The organism is Ectopseudomonas composti (genome assembly GCF_001567565.1).
GTDB lineage: Bacteria > Pseudomonadota > Gammaproteobacteria > Pseudomonadales > Pseudomonadaceae > Aquipseudomonas > Aquipseudomonas composti_A.
Genome location: NZ_LSSW01000031.1, coordinates 40,917 through 56,056, shown reverse-complemented (window position 1 = coordinate 56,056; position 15,140 = coordinate 40,917). Strand labels below are relative to the sequence as shown.

Genomic DNA, 15,140 nt, shown 5'->3' with positions numbered 1-15,140 from the left:
CTAGCGGCCCCAACGCAAGGCAACCAGACTCAGACCATGCTCGGATCCGGCTCCAGGCCCATCAGCTCACGGCCGAGGATCTGCGCGCAGACGTCGTAGTCGGTGTAGGCATGGGCGCCGGTCATGTGCGAATCACGGAACAGGCGCTGCATCTCGTTGCTCTCGAACCAGGACGTACCACCAGCGGCCTCGAACAGACGATCCACGGCCTGGATGCACATCTTCACCGCATAGGCCTGGTTGGTGCGCCAGAACGCCAGGGTTTCACGACCTGGGTACTGGTGACGCTCGGCATGCTCGGCGTGCTCGGCCCAGGTCTTTTCCAGGAAGGCCCGCGCGGCGCCGACCTGATGAGTCGACTCGGCCAGGCGCATCAGCGCCGGCGTGGCGGTGCCGACGTTGACGCCGGTGTAGGCGCGCACGCGGTTCTTGGTCTTTTCCTTGTAGGCTTCGAGCATGCGCTCGGCGATGCCCAGGCCGATGGCAGCAAAACCGCTGGCGAAGTACGGGCGATAAGGCGCGTAGAAAATCTTGCTGTCGGGGTACAGACCGAACCCGGCGGACTTGCCCTCCATCATGTCCTTGGCCTTCTGGATGCGATGGTTGGGCACGAAGGCATCCTTGATCAGCAGGGTCTTGGTGCCGCTTCCCTTCATGCCAGCGGCGAACCAGTCGTCGCGAATCTCGTAGTCACTGCGCGGCAGCACGGCGAAACAATAATCCTGGCCGCTTTCACCGTTCTGCCGACGGCAGCCGACGATGGCCCATTCGGCGTGATCGCTGCCGCTGCTCCAGCCCATCTCACCGTTGAAGATGACGCCGCCTTCCACCTCCTCCACCTTGCCGAACGGCGCGATGCTGCTGCTCGCGGTGGCATCACGGTTCTCGCCCCAGACCTCGTCCTGCAGTTGTTTGGAAAACAACGCCAGTTGATGGCTATGGGTGCACAGCAGGCTGAAGGCCCAGGCGGTGCTGGCACAGGCGCCGGCCAGGGCCGCGACGCAATCGGTGAACTCCGGCAGAGAGATTTCCAGGCCGCCATAGACCTTGGGCTGGAAGGCACGGTGCATGCCGATGCCCTTGAGCAAGGCGATGTTTTCCTCGGGCACCTTGCGCGCCTGCTCGGCACGCGAAGCATTGGCAGCGATGGCCGGGAGGATGGCCTTGAGGTCTTCGAGGAGCGGATTTGGCTTTTTCATCTGAGTACGAGCCCTGATTATTGTTAGCTGTAGATCGCGGCAGGCGACTCGTTGGCAACACTGACAAGCTGCTCGTGCAGCCCGTCAGCCTGCGCATCAAGTGCGATTCCGGCCGAGGGACGCGCTCATTATGGGTATTGGCCAGCGGGCTAAAAATGCACCTTACGAGGACTCGATTGTACTTTCCATAGGAATTTGAGCGGCAAGACGCAAAAAGTTAATCCATTAATGAGTTTCCCCTTGCCCCCCTCTCAGGACGCGCCCGATGCCCGCCTTGCCCTTCTATGCACGCCCTCACCTGCTGCGCGCCCTGCGTCACCGCAACTTCCGCCTGTACTTCGCAGGCCATGCCATCTCCACGCTGGGCACCTGGATCCAGCAAGTGGCGCTGGCCTGAGCGGCTCAGCCGCCCTGCTCGACCTGACCACCTGCGTCGCCCTGCTGCCGCAACTGTTCGTAGGCCCCCTGGTCGGTGCCTGGATCGACCGCCACGACAAACGCCGCCTGCTCATCCTCGTCGAAGCCCTGCTCGGCGTGCAGGCACTGGTGCTGGCCCTGTTCACCTGGCTCGGCTGGATCAACCCGACGCTGATCGTCGCCATGGCCGCACTGATGGGCGTGCTCAACGCTTTCGACACGCCCTTGCGCCAATCGCTGCTCAGCCAGTTCGTCGACGACCGCGCCGACCTGCCCAACGCCCTGGCGCTCAACGCCATGCTGTTCGCCTCGTCACGCTTCGTCGGCCCGCCCCTGGCGGGGCTGCTGCTGGGCGTATCCAGCGAGGCGCTGTGCTTTTTCCTCAATGGCCTGTCCTACCTGGCGCTGGTGATCGGCCTGCTGCTGATCCACCTGCGCCCCGCCGAACGCGCGGCCGGCTCCTACCGCGACCTGCTCGGCGAAGGCCTGCGCTACGCCCGACACAACCCACGCATCCGGGCAATGATGCTCAGCGTGCTGGTGATCAACTTCACGGCGTCGAGCTACGCGGTGCTGCTGCCGGTGTTCGCCAAGGACATCTTCGCTGGCGACGCCACCACCCTCGGCTGGCTCTGGGGCGCGGCTGGACTCGGCTCGCTGCTATCGACCGTGCTGCTGGCCTCGCGCCTGTCCGTGGAGTCGCTGCCGCGCACCATACTCGCCGCCAGCGCCGTTACTGCCCTGGCCCTGCTGGTCTTCGCCGGTAGCGACATGCTGCCGCTGTCGCTCACCGCCATGGCGGTGATCGGCTTCGGCATCACCGTGAGCAACGTCGGCACCAATATCGTGCTGCAAAGCGAAGCCCCGGAAGCCCTGCGCGGGCGCATCGTCTCGCTCTACACCTCCACCCGCTTCGGCTTCGACGCCCTCGGCGGCCTGCTGGTCGGCCTGCTGGCCGCTCATCTGGGTGCCCCATGGATGATGGCGCTGGCTGGTGTGGTGTTGTTGGTTTATTGCGGGTGGCTTGGGTTGAGGCGCGGGCACGGGTAGTGCCGCTTCACAGATTCATGCGATTGGCGTCTTACAACAAAGAAGCCTATCGCCAGGCAGCATAAGCCGCCCAATCCCCCTTACAACAGGCCCTTTAATTCCTCTACTAAATGACCTGCTTCGTCCTCCTGAAGAAGCTTAACGATATTCGCTATAGCAGAAAATCGAGAGTTATCCGCAAGAGCTTGAATATGGGACTGAAGCGCAGTTCCAGGCCTAACCAGAACACGATGTCGGCCAAGGAATAAGTATGGCTTATTATCTGACACATCAAAATCTCGCCAATAAATAGCCCCCGTCCACACGCCTCTAATATCAGGAATAATGTTGACAGCATTACCTGTATAATCAACATTCGCCAAATTGACTGCAAGAAAGCAAAACTCATTAGGCAGAGAGGTCACATGAGCATATGAGCGACTATCATTGTCGAATAGAAGTGAAAAATTTCGATCTGGCCGCGCTATATATATAGGAATATCGTCCCTTAGAGCTTCCTGCTGCCTTTGTATGAAAGCGTACACCAACTCAAGCATCCCCGAGTCTTCAAGAGAAAAATATGGCGCTCCTCTTAAACTAAACCTACCGCGCTGCGCTTGCAAACACCAAACTATGCCACTCATGCTGCACAACTCATTTAAACTAACATATCTTGCGCTGCGCCTTGCATGATTGAATTCGCAATCTCGCATAACAGGAATTAGCTCCAGGCAAATCAGATCAGGGTAACTTGATTTGGCGGTAGATAGCTCGCTTCCTGTGAATTGATCATATACGTTACCACCTCCTGCAGCAGCCTCTCTCTGCAAACGATTGATCGCCGACGGAGAATAAGAATTGGTCTGCCTGAGAAAATCACGATACCCATCATGAATAATATCCCTAGCCGATTTTATGAATTCTTGAGCTGCTTCATTATCATTCAACTGAGTTCTATCGATGGAAAATTCAAATCCACGAGGAGAGGTGGCATTTACTTTATAGGTACCGACCCTCTCCAAATCGATGCATAATGGAGAAATTCGTACTGGCACTGAAAATCCGCACACAGCTGACTGACTTCTGTAAAAGCTATCCAACACTCTATGCAATGCAACGCCAGACTCCGCTGTAAATGTCGTAATTTCTCCGTCAGTCCGATACGCGAGGCCAAACGAAACAGATGCGCCAGCTAGTTCAGCGGAATAGTTAAAGCACCTCACACCAAGTTCTTTTGCCTTTAAACGCCTCACTCCAAACAGAGCAACCTCTTCAACTTTAGGCAAAGCTCTGCCAATTACCTCTTCTGCCTCGTCCAAAACCAAAGTTAGAGGCACCATTGAACAAACCAACTGCCTTTTCAGATCTGTAAATACGTCATCAATAATAACATCAGGCTTTAGCTTTAGCTTTATGGTTGTTCCGCAGGGCCTTTCAACTGCTGTAAAAACTGTAAAATCTTTGAGCTCTGCGAGTTGAACGTCAAACTCGAAGCCTTGAGCATTCATAGCTTCGGCGGGTCTTCCTCTATAGCCCTCAAATGCGGCGGTGGACACGCTGGCCACATCTGCAATGGTAAAAACCGACCAAAAACCAATACCAAAGCGGGCAATCGGTGCGTACTCGCTATCTATATATGCAGGCTCACTAGACCTACTGCTCCCGACAGTAAGCAAGTTATTCAGAACAGTACGCTCCGACATCCCGCATCCATTATCACTGACTATCACTGCATGTCGTATTCTGTCAAAAATTACGCTGATTTCTGGACAATACTTGTCCGAGCGTGCAGAGTGATGTTCCCTAAAGCGGCATGCCTCAACCGCGTTCTGCACTAATTCACGCAATGCAATGCCCTGTTTAGTTCGCCAAACTGCATTGGATGCGATCAAGTCGATTACACTTCGCTTATTTAGCCTAACACCCAATCTCTGAAAATTTCCTCGACTGAATGACAGATTGCGCTGAAAAGGCTCCCCTACAATCTTCAGTCTTCTACTTTTGCATCGACGGTCTATATCGCAGTACCCCTGAATCCACTCTTCCATTTGATCAAAAGTCCGATGAGCGAGAGCTAGGACATCGGCATCCTGAAATGCACCACTGACAATAATTCGACCGTCATCAGTCACAGCTAGACTGTCACCAGTGCAGACGTGTTTCATATTCTCAGCATAAGAGATTCGGGCAGCAGAGCTTTCATCTACTCCAATTTTATCAAGTACGCCATCAAGTACTCGTGTATCACTGAACTCTATAGCGTCTGCCACGCATACAATTACCGCCAACTGAGCCAGGTCGCTTTCTTTTTGGCCAGTTGCGAATGGGCGCTGCAACTCTTTTTCCAGTTGAGCTATAGAGTAATTATGCGCCTTCATGAGTAGATCTAGTGCTGAAACCAGATTACGAGGGACGCCAAATTGCTCGGCACATTTCTCGATGTACTCACCTCCACGGATAGAATGATTTTGCCGTAGATAGCTTTGAAGCTTGCCGCTTGTTTTCCAATCCGGCACATCGTCAAGGCGAAGCTTTGCTCTTAAAGCCGCCTCTTCTCCGGGAAAAACAGCCATACCCAGATCATGTGCATATGCAGCGGCAATTAATAAAAAAACTTCTTGTGCCGTTAGTGCTTCTGGCTTTAAGGAGTTGAAGCAGGAGGGAAGTACGCATTGAGCCATTCTCCTAACCACTTGGTATCCGTGGTGTGCGTCATGCCGAGTATAGTAAGGAAAATAACTTTCAATCGACGCCATCAAAGGTGCTATTTCGCGAACAAACGTTGTGATTCGCTCGGAATACTCTTGGTCGATCGATGCTAAATATCGGTAAAGTTTTGTCTCATGCAACTCTGTTAATGGCGGCCTAATCTGCATATCTTTATGCCCTCATGAACTGCTGACAGCAATTGATCAAAATTGCCTAGCCAACCTGTAAGTGCCTGCCCTATTCGAGCATTTTCTGATGTTAATCAGACACTAACAGACTGCTAGATAATGGCTTAATAATATCGCAGTTGAACCGTTTTAAAACCACCCACGTATAGACCACGATTCCTTAGGCACCCTCTAGCCTCCAACAATACAAGGAGGAGAGACGATGCCCTCAACAGCCAATATCCGAGAGCTGCCATCACCACAACCCTGACCACCCAAAGCCCCTACTCCACCGCTCCCTTCGCCACCCGATACTCCCCCGGCGTCACCCCCGCATTGCGGGTGAAGAACCGGCTGAAATAGGCCGGATCCTTGAAGCCCAGCTGGTAGCAGATTTCATTGACCGAGCTGCCGGTGAACAGCAGCAGGCGCTTGGCTTCCTGCATCAGGCGGTCGAACACCAGGCGTTTGGACGGCAAGTCGGCGATGCGGCGGCAGATGTCGTTGAGGCGCGCTTCGGTGACGCCCAGTTGCGTGGCGTAGCGGCCCAGCGACCAGTGTTCCTGATAGTGGGTTTCGATCAGGGCATTGAAGCGCTGGAAGATGTGCAGGTCTTCGCCACGCGCCGGCTGCGCCTGGATGGTGCGGGCAGACAGGCGCAGCAGGCTGACGAAGATCAGCCGGGTCAGCGCCGCCAGGCTGAGTTCGCGGCCAGGGCGGTCGTCGGCGAATTCGTGGCGCAGTTCGTCGAACAGCAGGTTCAGCCGCGCGACCTCGCCGTCGTATTGCCCGTCCAGCTCGCCCACCGCCACGCACAGGGGCGCGATCTGCGGCCCCTGGGCCAGCCCCTGGCGGCTCTCCAGCAGCGGCCAGACCAGCTCCTGGCGCACGGTCAGCACATGACCGTCGCTGTCGGCGTCGGTGACGAAAGCATGGGGAAAGGTCGGCGGGGTGAGAAAGAACATCGGCCCCTGTTGCTGGTAGCGCTGGTCATCCAGGTACACCCGCACCACGCCGCTCTTGACGTAGTGCACCTGAAAGAAGCGGTCATGCCGATGCACCGGCATGTTGCGGCCGAAGAAGTCGGCCAGCTTGCCAAGGGCCTCGTAATGCACATCCGCATCCGCGTAACGCTGGTCGTAGACCTGGCCGATGTTGATGTTGGGGATGGGTTGCGGATCGTGCATGGCTCCTCCCCCTCAGCTCACCAGTGTCAGGGCTTGATCTGCTTGAGTTCGTTGAGCAGGCCAAGCAGTTGTTGCAGCTTCTCTTCGCCGAACTGCTCTTGAATGCGCTGGTAGTTGTGCTCCATGCCATCGCTCATGGAAAGGAAGCAGGCGTGGCCCTTCTCGGTCAGGTTGATATGGATGCGGCGCTGATCGGTGGTGGATTTGCGTCGCACCACGATACCGTCGCGCTCCAGACGGCTGAGCACACCGGTCATGCTCGGCTTGAGGATGCAGGCCAGTTCGGCCAGGCGAAAGCTCTCCATTTCCCCCTGCTGGCGCAGGATGCGGATGACCCGCCATTGCTGCTCGGTAAGGCCGTGTTCGTTGAGTAGCGGACGAAAGAAACTCATGGCCGCTTCACGGGCCTGCAGCAGGGTAAGGGTCAGGGAAGGTCGAGGTGTGGGCATGGCAAGGTTCACAGAGCGGAATTAGTAAATAGCTTAACGAAATAAAGCAGATAACACCCTGCCGTCAATCACTGCCTGTGCGACTGGCATGCTCATACATGGCCTGCGGCAGCCTCGGTCAAGCTCGCCGGCCGGCCCGCTCTTATGCTGATCTCCAACTGACTCGAGCCACGGCCCGATGTTGGCAATCCACTTGTAGCAGGAGCTCCGCGCCCATGGCCACCTCACTCGTACCCACTCTCCCCGCCGTCGATAGCTTTCTGAACAAGCGTCACAGCTCCTTTGTCGATGGCGCGCAAACCAGCCTTCGGCATGGCGAGGGGATGGAGATTTTCAACCCGGCGAGCGCGCAGGTGCTGACCCAGTTGGAGCTGGCCGACGCAGCGGCAGTGGAGGCCATCGTCGCCTCGGCCCAGCGCGCCTTCGCCTCGGGCTGCTGGAGCAAGCTGGCACCTGCCGTGCGTGAGCGCATCCTGCTGCGTTTCGCCGATCTGGTCGAGGCCCACAGCGAAGAACTGGCCCAGCTGGAAACCCTCAACCAGGGCAAGTCGATCCACCTGTCGCGCGCCATCGAAGTCGGCGCATCGCTCAACTACATGCGCTACATGGCCGGCTGGGCCACCAAGATCGAAGGCCAGACGCTCGACGTGTCCATCCCCATGCCGGAGCACGCGCGCTTCAATGCCTACACCCGCCGTGAACCGGCAGGCGTGGTAGCCGGCATCGTGCCGTGGAACTTCCCGATGATGATTGCGCTGTGGAAGGTCATCCCGGCGCTGGCCTGCGGCTGCACCGTGATCATCAAGCCAGCCGACGAAACCCCGCTGACTGCCCTGCGCCTGGCCGAGCTGGCCGTCGAAGCCGGCATCCCCGCCGGGGTGTTCAACGTGCTGATTGGCCGTGGCGCCGAAGTCGGCCCGGCGCTGGTGGCGCATCCGCTGGTGAACAAGGTGTCCTTCACCGGCTCCACCGCGGTCGGCAAGCAGGTGGGCATCGCCGCGCTGCAGAACATGACCCGCTTCACCCTCGAACTGGGCGGCAAGAACCCCATGCTGCTGCTGGAGGACGCCGACCTCGACAAGGCCGTGGCCGGTGCCATCGGCGGCGGCTTGCTCAACCAGGGCCAGGTCTGCGCAGCAGCCTCGCGCATCTATGTACCGGCGCGCCACTATGGGCGTTTCGTCGAGGCGCTCAGCGCCCAGGTCGGTGCACTGAGCATCGGCGCCGGCATGGACGCCACCGCCCAGGTCGGCCCGCTGGTGTCGAAGAAGCAGCAAAACAGCGTGCTCAACTACCTGGAAACGGCCCGTCGCGAAGGCGCACGTTTCGCCACCGGTGGCCAGCCCGTGGATCTGCCCGGCTACTTCGTCGCCCCGACCGTACTGGCCGACATGCAGCAACGCATGACCTGCGTGCAGGAAGAGATCTTCGGCCCAGTGCTGTCCGTGGTGCCCTACGACAACCTCGAACAAGGGCTGCAGATGGTCAACGACAGCCGCTACGGCCTGACCGCCAGCCTCTGGAGCAACGACCTGGGCCGGGTGATGGAGCTGATTCCGCAGGTCGAGGCCGGCACCGTCTGGGTCAACAACCACGTCCCGGTCGACCCCAACCTGCCCTTCGGCGGCTACAAGCAATCGGGCATGGGCCGCGAATTCGGCCGCAGCGCCATCGAAGGCTTCACCGAAGTCAAATCGGTGTGCATCACCTACTGATGACGACGCGCGGCGGCCTTGCCGAGCAAAGACCGCCGCCCAGACGCGTAAACCAGCAAAAGTGCAATTGATTCCCTGAAACAGCCATTAAAGGCCGCCTTCTACACCATCAATATCACCCGTACAGGATCAGGCCGACGCCGCAACAAGAATTTCGTTTACATATTAACTTTAAAATTAATATATTAACGACAGATACCGAACCGGCGATGTCAAACGCCCCGAGCAGGAGAACAAGAAATGAGTCGCCCCACCGAACAGGCCGCCAGCGGAACACTTTTCGGCGTAGCCCTGAACTACCAGGGCCTGCTGCGCAGCCGCCTGGCCGAGTTCAACGAGCCGCCATACCAGCAGCCACCGCTCAAGCCGGTGCTGTTCATCAAGACGCCTAATACCCGCAATGGCGACGGCCAGCCGGTGGTGATGCCAGCCGGCGAGCGCCTGCAGCCTGGCCCGGCCCTGGGCGTGGTGATCGGCAAGAGCGCCAGCCGCGTCACTGAGCAGGATGCCCTGACCCATGTCGCCGGCTATGTGATCGTCAACGAATTCAGCCTGCCGGAAGAGAGCTACTACCGCCCCGCCGTCAAGGCCAAGTGCCGCGATGGCTTCTGCGCCCTCGGCAGCGAAGTGATCGAGCTGGCGGACCCGCATTCCCTGACCCTCAAGCTGCTGGTCAACGGCGAAGTGCGCCAGGACAACACCACCGCCAACTTCGTGCGCAGCGTGCCGCGCCTGATCGCCGAACTCAGCGAGTTCATGACCCTGCATGCAGGCGACGTGCTGATCACCGGCACCCCGGAAGGTCGGGTCGACGTGCAGCCCGGCGATGAAGTGAGCGTGGAAATCAGCGGCCTGGGTCGCCTGACCAACCACATCGTGGCGCAGTAAGGAGAGCAAGATGAAACACGCCCGTATTCGCTACGAGAACCAGATCCACGCCGTTACCGTCGAGGCGGACAACGCCGTGCGCCTGGCCGATGGTCGCCTGCTCGCCGAAACCGATGTCGAGTGGCTGCCGCCTGCCGAAGGCAGCATGTTCGCCCTCGGCCTGAACTACGCCGACCACGCCGCCGAACTGGCCTTCAAGGCGCCGACCGAGCCGCTGGCCTTCATCAAGTCGCCCGGCACCTACACCGGCCACAATCAGCTGACCTGGCGCCCAGACAACGTCAAGTACATGCACTACGAGTGCGAGCTGGTGGCGGTGATCGGCAAGCCGGCGAAGAACGTCAAGCGCGAGGACGCCCTGCAGTACCTGGCCGGCTACACCGTCTGCAACGACTACGCCATCCGCGACTACCTGGAAAACTACTACCGTCCCAACCTGCGGGTGAAGAACCGCGACTGCACCACCCCGGTCGGCCCATGGATGGTCGATGCCGCCGACGTTTCTGATCCGTCCAAGCTCAAGCTGCGCACCTGGATCAACGGCGAGTTGAAACAGGAAGGCACCACCGCGGACATGATCTTCGACATTCCGTATCTCATCGAATACTTCTCCAGCTTCATGACCCTGCAGCCCGGCGACATGATCGCCACCGGCACGCCGGAAGGCCTGGCCGATGTGGTGCCAGACGATGAAGTGGTGGTGGAAGTGGAAGGCGTTGGCCGCCTGGTCAACCGTATCGTCAGCGAATCCGCATTCTTCGCCGCGCGCGGCAAGTGACACCTACGAGGCACAGAACATGATCAAGCATTGGATCAACGGCCAGGAAGTCGAGAGCAACGAGACTTTCACCAACTACAACCCGGCCACCGGCGAAGCCATCGGTGAAGTCGCCAGCGGCGGCGCCGAGGAAATCAACCGCGCCGTGGTCGCCGCCAAGGAAGCCTTCCCCAAGTGGGCGGGCACCCCGGCCAAGGAGCGCGCCAAGCTTATGCGCAAGCTGGGTGAGCTGATCGACCAGAACGTGCCGAAACTGGCCGAGCTGGAAACCCTGGACACCGGCCTGCCGATTCACCAGACCAAGAACGTGCTGATCCCGCGCGCTTCGCACAACTTCGATTTCTTCGCCGAAGTCTGCACACGCATGGACGGCCACAGCTACCCGGTCGACGACCAGATGCTCAACTACACCCTGTACCAGCCGGTCGGCGTGTGTGGCCTGGTGTCGCCGTGGAACGTGCCGTTCATGACCGCCACCTGGAAGACCGCGCCCTGCCTGGCGCTGGGCAACACGGCGGTGCTGAAGATGAGCGAGCTGTCGCCTTTGACCGCCAACGAGCTGGGCCGCCTGGCCCTGGAAGCCGGCATTCCGCCGGGCGTGCTCAACGTGGTACAGGGTTACGGCGCCACCGCTGGCGACGCCCTGGTGCGCCACCCGGACGTGCGCGCGATCTCCTTCACCGGCGGCACCGCCACCGGCAAGAAGATCATGCAGACCGCCGGCCTGAAGAAGTATTCGATGGAGCTGGGCGGCAAGAGCCCGGTGCTGATCTTCGACGACGCCGACCTCGACCGCGCCCTCGACGCCGCGCTGTTCACCATCTTCTCGCTCAATGGTGAGCGCTGCACCGCAGGCTCGCGCATCTTCATTCAGGAGAGCGTCTACGACCAGTTCGTCGCCGAGTTCGCCGCCCGTGCCAAGCGCCTGATCGTTGGCGACCCGACCGACCCGAAAACCCAGGTCGGCTCGATGATCACCCAGGCGCACTACGACAAGGTCACCGGCTACATCAAGATCGGTATGGAAGAAGGCGCCGAACTGCTCGCGGGCGGCCTGGAGCGCCCGGCCAATCTGCCGGCGCACCTGGCCAAGGGGCAGTTTATCCAGCCCACCGTGTTCGCCCACGTCGACAACCGCATGCGCATCGCTCAGGAAGAAATCTTCGGCCCGGTGGTGTGCCTGATCAAGTTCAAGGACGAAGCCGAAGCGCTGCGTCTGGCCAACGATACCGAGTACGGCCTGGCCTCCTATATCTGGACGCAGGACATCGGCAAGGCCCACCGCCTGGCCCGCGGCATCGAAGCCGGCATGGTGTTCATCAACAGCCAGAACGTGCGTGACCTGCGCCAGCCCTTCGGCGGCGTGAAGGGTTCGGGCACTGGCCGCGAAGGTGGCGAATACAGCTTCGAGGTGTTCGCCGAGATCAAGAACGTGTGCATCTCGATGGGCAGCCACCACATCCCGCGCTGGGGCGTATAACGCCGCTGCAAGCGGGAGCGTTGCTCTTGCCTTGCAGCCCATCGTCAACAAGAACAATACGGAGATCACCATGGGTAAGCTCGCTCTCGCCGCCAAGATCACCCACGTACCCTCGATGTACCTCTCGGAACTGCCCGGCCCGCGTCAGGGTTTCCGTCAGGCAGCCATCGACGGCCATATCGAAATCAGCAAGCGCTGCCGCGAACTGGGCGTCGACACCATCGTCGTGTTCGATACCCACTGGCTGGTCAACGCCAACTACCACGTCCTCTGCGGGCCGCATTTCAAGGGGCTGTACACCAGCAACGAGCTGCCACACTTCATCAGCAACATGGAGTACGAGTTCCCGGGCAACCCGGAGCTGGGCAAGATCCTCGCAGCCGAGTGCAACCGCCTGGGTGTCGAGACCATGGCGCACGACGCCACCACCCTGGGCCCGGAGTACGGCACCCTGGTGCCAATGCGCTACATGAACCAGGATCAGCACTTCAAGGTGGTCTCGGTTTCGGCGCTATGCACCTCGCATTACCTGGCCGACAGCGCCCGCCTCGGCTGGGCCATGCGCAAGGCCGTGGAGGAACACTACGACGGCACCGTGGCGTTCTTCGCCAGCGGCTCGCTGTCGCACCGCTTCGCCCAGAACGGCCAGGCGCCGGATTTCGCCACCAAGGTCTGGAGCCCGTTCCTGGAAACCCTCGACCACCGCGTAGTGCAGATGTGGCAGGACGGCGAGTGGGAAGCCTTCTGCAACATGCTCCCGGAATACGCCGTCAAGGGTCATGGCGAAGGCTTCATGCATGACACCGCCATGCTGCTCGGCGCGCTGGGCTGGTCGAAATACAACGCCAAGGCCGAAGTGGTCACGCCCTACTTCGGCTCCTCCGGCACCGGCCAGATCAACGCCATCTTCCCGGTCACCCCACAGGACGGCTCCGCCATCCCCGAAGCCCAGGCCTCCAACCCGGCTGGCGTCGCCCCCACCAGCCGCCTCTGACCCCGTAGGAGCGGCTTTAGCCGCGAAGCCCTGGTTTGCGGCGGCCGCTCCTGCTTTTGTGAGGACATCACGATGCCCCACCTGGTACTGCTCTACACCTCCGACGTCGAACCTGATGTGGATGTCGGGGCCCTGTGTCGCGCCCTGGCCGACTGCATGCTCGAACAACGTGATGAAGCCGGCAAGGCGGTGTTCCCCATCGGCGGCACCCGCGTGCTGGCCTACCCGGCGGCTCATTCGGCGGTGGCCGATGGCAAGGGTGACTACGGCTTTCTCTACGCCAACCTGCGCATGGGCGCCGGGCGCAGCCAGGTGGTGCACAAGCAGGTCGGCGACAACCTGATGCGTGTGCTGCGTACGCACCTCGACGATCTGCTGGCCAAACGCCCTGTGGGCGTCACCCTGCAGATCGACGAAAGTCCCGGCCAGGTCTTCGACGCCAAGCACAGCAGCCTGCACCCCCTGTTCAACAAGACTTCCTGAGGTTCATTGACCATGCTCGATGCCAGCATCATTCAGCAGGCCGCCGCACGCCTGGACTCCGCCGAGCGTTCGCGCCAGCAGGTCCGCCAGTTCTCCCTGGACTACCCGAACATCACCATCGAAGACGCCTACGCCATCCAGCGCGCCTGGGTCGAGCAGAAGATCAAGGATGGCCGCAAGCTGGTCGGCCACAAGATCGGCCTGACCTCGCGCGCCATGCAGGTGTCCTCCAACATCACCGAGCCGGACTACGGCGCCCTGCTCGACGACATGCTGTTCGAGGAAGGCAGCGACATCCCCTTCGAGCGCTTCATCGTGCCGCGCGTGGAAGTGGAGCTGGCGTTCATTCTCGGCAAACCGCTGAAAGGCCCGAACGTGACGATCTTCGACGTGCTCGACGCCACCGAATGGGTGATCCCGGCGCTGGAAATCATCGATGCCCGCATCCAGCAGATCGACCCACAAACCAAGGTCACCCGCAAAGTGTTCGACACCATCTCCGACAACGCCGCCAACGCTGGCGTGGTGATGGGCGGCCGCGCCGTGCGACCGACCGAGATCGACCTGCGCAAGGTGCCGGCGGTGCTCTACCGCAATGGCGTGATCGAGGAATCCGGCGTATCCGCCGCCGTGCTCAACCACCCGGCCAAGGGCGTGGCCTGGCTGGCCAACAAACTGGCGCCGTACGACGTCACCCTGGAACCGGGGCAGATCATCCTCGGTGGCTCCTTCACCCGCCCGGTGGCCGCCAGCCCCGGCGACACCTTCCACGTCGACTACGACGTGCTCGGCAGCATCGCCTGCCGGTTCGTCTGAGCGCAGGAGGCGATCATGGACATGCCCATCAACACCTTCAAACAACGCCTGCAGTCGGGTGAAGCACAGATCGGCCTGTGGCTCGGTCTGGCCGACGCTTACTGCGCCGAGCTAGCGGCCAATGCCGGCTTCGACTGGCTGCTGATCGACGGTGAACACGCCCCGAATGACCTACGCGGCCTGCTCGGCCAGTTGCAGGCCATCGCCCCCTACCCTAGCCAGCCGGTGATTCGCCCGGTGATCGGCGATACCGCGCTGATCAAGCAACTGCTGGATATCGGCGCGCAGACCCTGCTGGTGCCGATGGTGGAAAGCGCCGAACAAGCCCGCGAGCTGGTGCGCGCCATGCACTACCCACCGCACGGCGTACGCGGTGTCGGCAGCGCCTTGGCTCGCGCCTCGCGCTGGAACAGCATTCCCGGTTATCTGGACAAGGCTGACGAGCAGATGTGCCTGCTGGTGCAGATCGAGAACCTCGACGGCCTGGCCAAGCTGGATGAAATCGTCGCGGTCGAGGGCGTCGATGGCGTGTTCATCGGCCCCGCCGACCTCAGCGCGTCCATGGGCCATCGCGGCAACCCCGGCCACCAAGAGGTGCAGGCCGCCATCGAAGACGCCATCGTGCGGATCGGCAAGGCCGGCAAGGCCGCCGGCATCCTCAGCGCCGACCAGAGCCTGGCGCGGCGCTACCTGGAACTGGGCGCCAAGTTCGTCGCCGTCGGCGTCGACACCACCGTGCTGATGCGCGGCCTGCAAACCCTGGCTGCGACTTTCAAGGATGCACCGACACCGTCCACGTCTGGCGGCGGCGTTTACTGAAGCGATTACG

The 15,140-nt window shown here is 60.4% G+C and carries 12 protein-coding genes and 1 pseudogene; 9 read left to right on the top strand and 4 right to left on the bottom strand.

Annotation, left to right across the window (positions count from 1 at the left end; translation table 11 throughout):
• Positions 1-29: 29 nt before the first annotated feature.
• Entirely contained in the window at positions 30-1,199 is a 1,170-nt protein-coding gene (locus PCLY_RS21865; protein WP_061242256.1) for a p-hydroxyphenylacetate 3-hydroxylase oxygenase component, read from the bottom strand.
• Positions 1,200-1,464: 265 nt separating this feature from the next.
• Between PCLY_RS21865 and PCLY_RS21860 the strand changes: the two are divergent.
• Positions 1,465-2,666 (top strand): annotated as a pseudogene (locus PCLY_RS21860) (MFS transporter).
• Positions 2,667-2,746: 80 nt separating this feature from the next.
• Here PCLY_RS21860 and PCLY_RS24640 read toward each other — a convergent pair.
• The 3 genes from PCLY_RS24640 to hpaR all read right to left on the bottom strand — a co-directional run bounded on the left by PCLY_RS24640 (position 2,747) and on the right by hpaR (position 7,157).
• A complete protein-coding gene (locus tag PCLY_RS24640; RefSeq protein ID WP_463440386.1) occupies positions 2,747-5,401 on the bottom strand; it encodes an HD domain-containing protein in 2,655 nt (884 codons plus the stop codon).
• Between the two features lie 404 nt (positions 5,402-5,805).
• Positions 5,806-6,708: a 4-hydroxyphenylacetate catabolism regulatory protein HpaA gene (hpaA, locus tag PCLY_RS21845; protein WP_061242250.1), complete on the bottom strand. Its 903-nt coding sequence runs from the start codon at positions 6,706-6,708 to the stop codon at positions 5,806-5,808.
• A 26-nt stretch (positions 6,709-6,734) separates the two neighbouring features.
• The gene (gene hpaR, locus PCLY_RS21840; RefSeq protein ID WP_061242249.1) at positions 6,735-7,157 is read right to left on the bottom strand and encodes a homoprotocatechuate degradation operon regulator HpaR; all 423 of its coding nucleotides are present in this window, start codon (positions 7,155-7,157) and stop codon (positions 6,735-6,737) included.
• A 215-nt stretch (positions 7,158-7,372) separates the two neighbouring features.
• On the opposite strand from hpaR, the gene PCLY_RS21835 reads away from it, so the two are divergent.
• The 8 genes from PCLY_RS21835 to hpaI all read left to right on the top strand — a co-directional run bounded on the left by PCLY_RS21835 (position 7,373) and on the right by hpaI (position 15,130).
• Complete coding sequence (locus PCLY_RS21835) at positions 7,373-8,872, top strand: aldehyde dehydrogenase family protein (RefSeq protein WP_061242247.1); 1,500 nt, start codon at positions 7,373-7,375, stop codon at positions 8,870-8,872.
• A 240-nt stretch (positions 8,873-9,112) separates the two neighbouring features.
• On the top strand, positions 9,113-9,760 hold the full coding sequence (locus PCLY_RS21830) for a fumarylacetoacetate hydrolase family protein (RefSeq protein WP_061242246.1): 648 nt from the start codon (positions 9,113-9,115) through the stop codon (positions 9,758-9,760).
• Between the two features lie 10 nt (positions 9,761-9,770).
• A complete protein-coding gene (locus PCLY_RS21825; RefSeq protein WP_061242244.1) occupies positions 9,771-10,538 on the top strand; it encodes a fumarylacetoacetate hydrolase family protein in 768 nt (255 codons plus the stop codon).
• 19 nt (positions 10,539-10,557) lie between these two features.
• Complete coding sequence (hpaE, locus tag PCLY_RS21820) at positions 10,558-12,018, top strand: 5-carboxymethyl-2-hydroxymuconate semialdehyde dehydrogenase (protein ID WP_061242242.1); 1,461 nt, start codon at positions 10,558-10,560, stop codon at positions 12,016-12,018.
• 70 nt (positions 12,019-12,088) lie between these two features.
• Positions 12,089-13,012, top strand: coding sequence for a 3,4-dihydroxyphenylacetate 2,3-dioxygenase (gene hpaD / locus PCLY_RS21815; protein ID WP_061242550.1), 924 nt, complete (start codon positions 12,089-12,091; stop codon positions 13,010-13,012).
• 72 nt (positions 13,013-13,084) lie between these two features.
• The gene (locus tag PCLY_RS21810) at positions 13,085-13,495 is read left to right on the top strand and encodes a 5-carboxymethyl-2-hydroxymuconate Delta-isomerase (RefSeq protein ID WP_061242240.1); all 411 of its coding nucleotides are present in this window, start codon (positions 13,085-13,087) and stop codon (positions 13,493-13,495) included.
• Between the two features lie 12 nt (positions 13,496-13,507).
• Positions 13,508-14,311: a 2-oxo-hept-4-ene-1,7-dioate hydratase gene (gene hpaH / locus PCLY_RS21805; protein WP_061242238.1), complete on the top strand. Its 804-nt coding sequence runs from the start codon at positions 13,508-13,510 to the stop codon at positions 14,309-14,311.
• 15 nt (positions 14,312-14,326) lie between these two features.
• Positions 14,327-15,130 (top strand): 4-hydroxy-2-oxoheptanedioate aldolase, encoded by an 804-nt coding sequence (gene hpaI / locus PCLY_RS21800; RefSeq protein WP_061242236.1) that lies wholly within the window; start codon positions 14,327-14,329, stop codon positions 15,128-15,130.
• Positions 15,131-15,140 lie beyond the last annotated feature (10 nt).

Bases quoted from the DNA above. Each gene is read 5' to 3' on its own strand.
- PCLY_RS21865 (WP_061242256.1), bottom strand. From the start codon at position 1,199: ATGAAAAAGCCAAATCCGCTCCTCGAAGACCTCAAGGCCATCCTCCCG.
- PCLY_RS24640 (WP_463440386.1), bottom strand. From the start codon at position 5,401: ATGGCGTCGATTGAAAGTTATTTTCCTTACTATACTCGGCATGACGCA.
- hpaA (WP_061242250.1), bottom strand. From the start codon at position 6,708: ATGCACGATCCGCAACCCATCCCCAACATCAACATCGGCCAGGTCTAC.
- hpaR (WP_061242249.1), bottom strand. From the start codon at position 7,157: ATGCCCACACCTCGACCTTCCCTGACCCTTACCCTGCTGCAGGCCCGT.
- PCLY_RS21835 (WP_061242247.1), top strand. From the start codon at position 7,373: ATGGCCACCTCACTCGTACCCACTCTCCCCGCCGTCGATAGCTTTCTG.
- PCLY_RS21830 (WP_061242246.1), top strand. From the start codon at position 9,113: ATGAGTCGCCCCACCGAACAGGCCGCCAGCGGAACACTTTTCGGCGTA.
- PCLY_RS21825 (WP_061242244.1), top strand. From the start codon at position 9,771: ATGAAACACGCCCGTATTCGCTACGAGAACCAGATCCACGCCGTTACC.
- hpaE (WP_061242242.1), top strand. From the start codon at position 10,558: ATGATCAAGCATTGGATCAACGGCCAGGAAGTCGAGAGCAACGAGACT.
- hpaD (WP_061242550.1), top strand. From the start codon at position 12,089: ATGGGTAAGCTCGCTCTCGCCGCCAAGATCACCCACGTACCCTCGATG.
- PCLY_RS21810 (WP_061242240.1), top strand. From the start codon at position 13,085: ATGCCCCACCTGGTACTGCTCTACACCTCCGACGTCGAACCTGATGTG.
- hpaH (WP_061242238.1), top strand. From the start codon at position 13,508: ATGCTCGATGCCAGCATCATTCAGCAGGCCGCCGCACGCCTGGACTCC.
- hpaI (WP_061242236.1), top strand. From the start codon at position 14,327: ATGGACATGCCCATCAACACCTTCAAACAACGCCTGCAGTCGGGTGAA.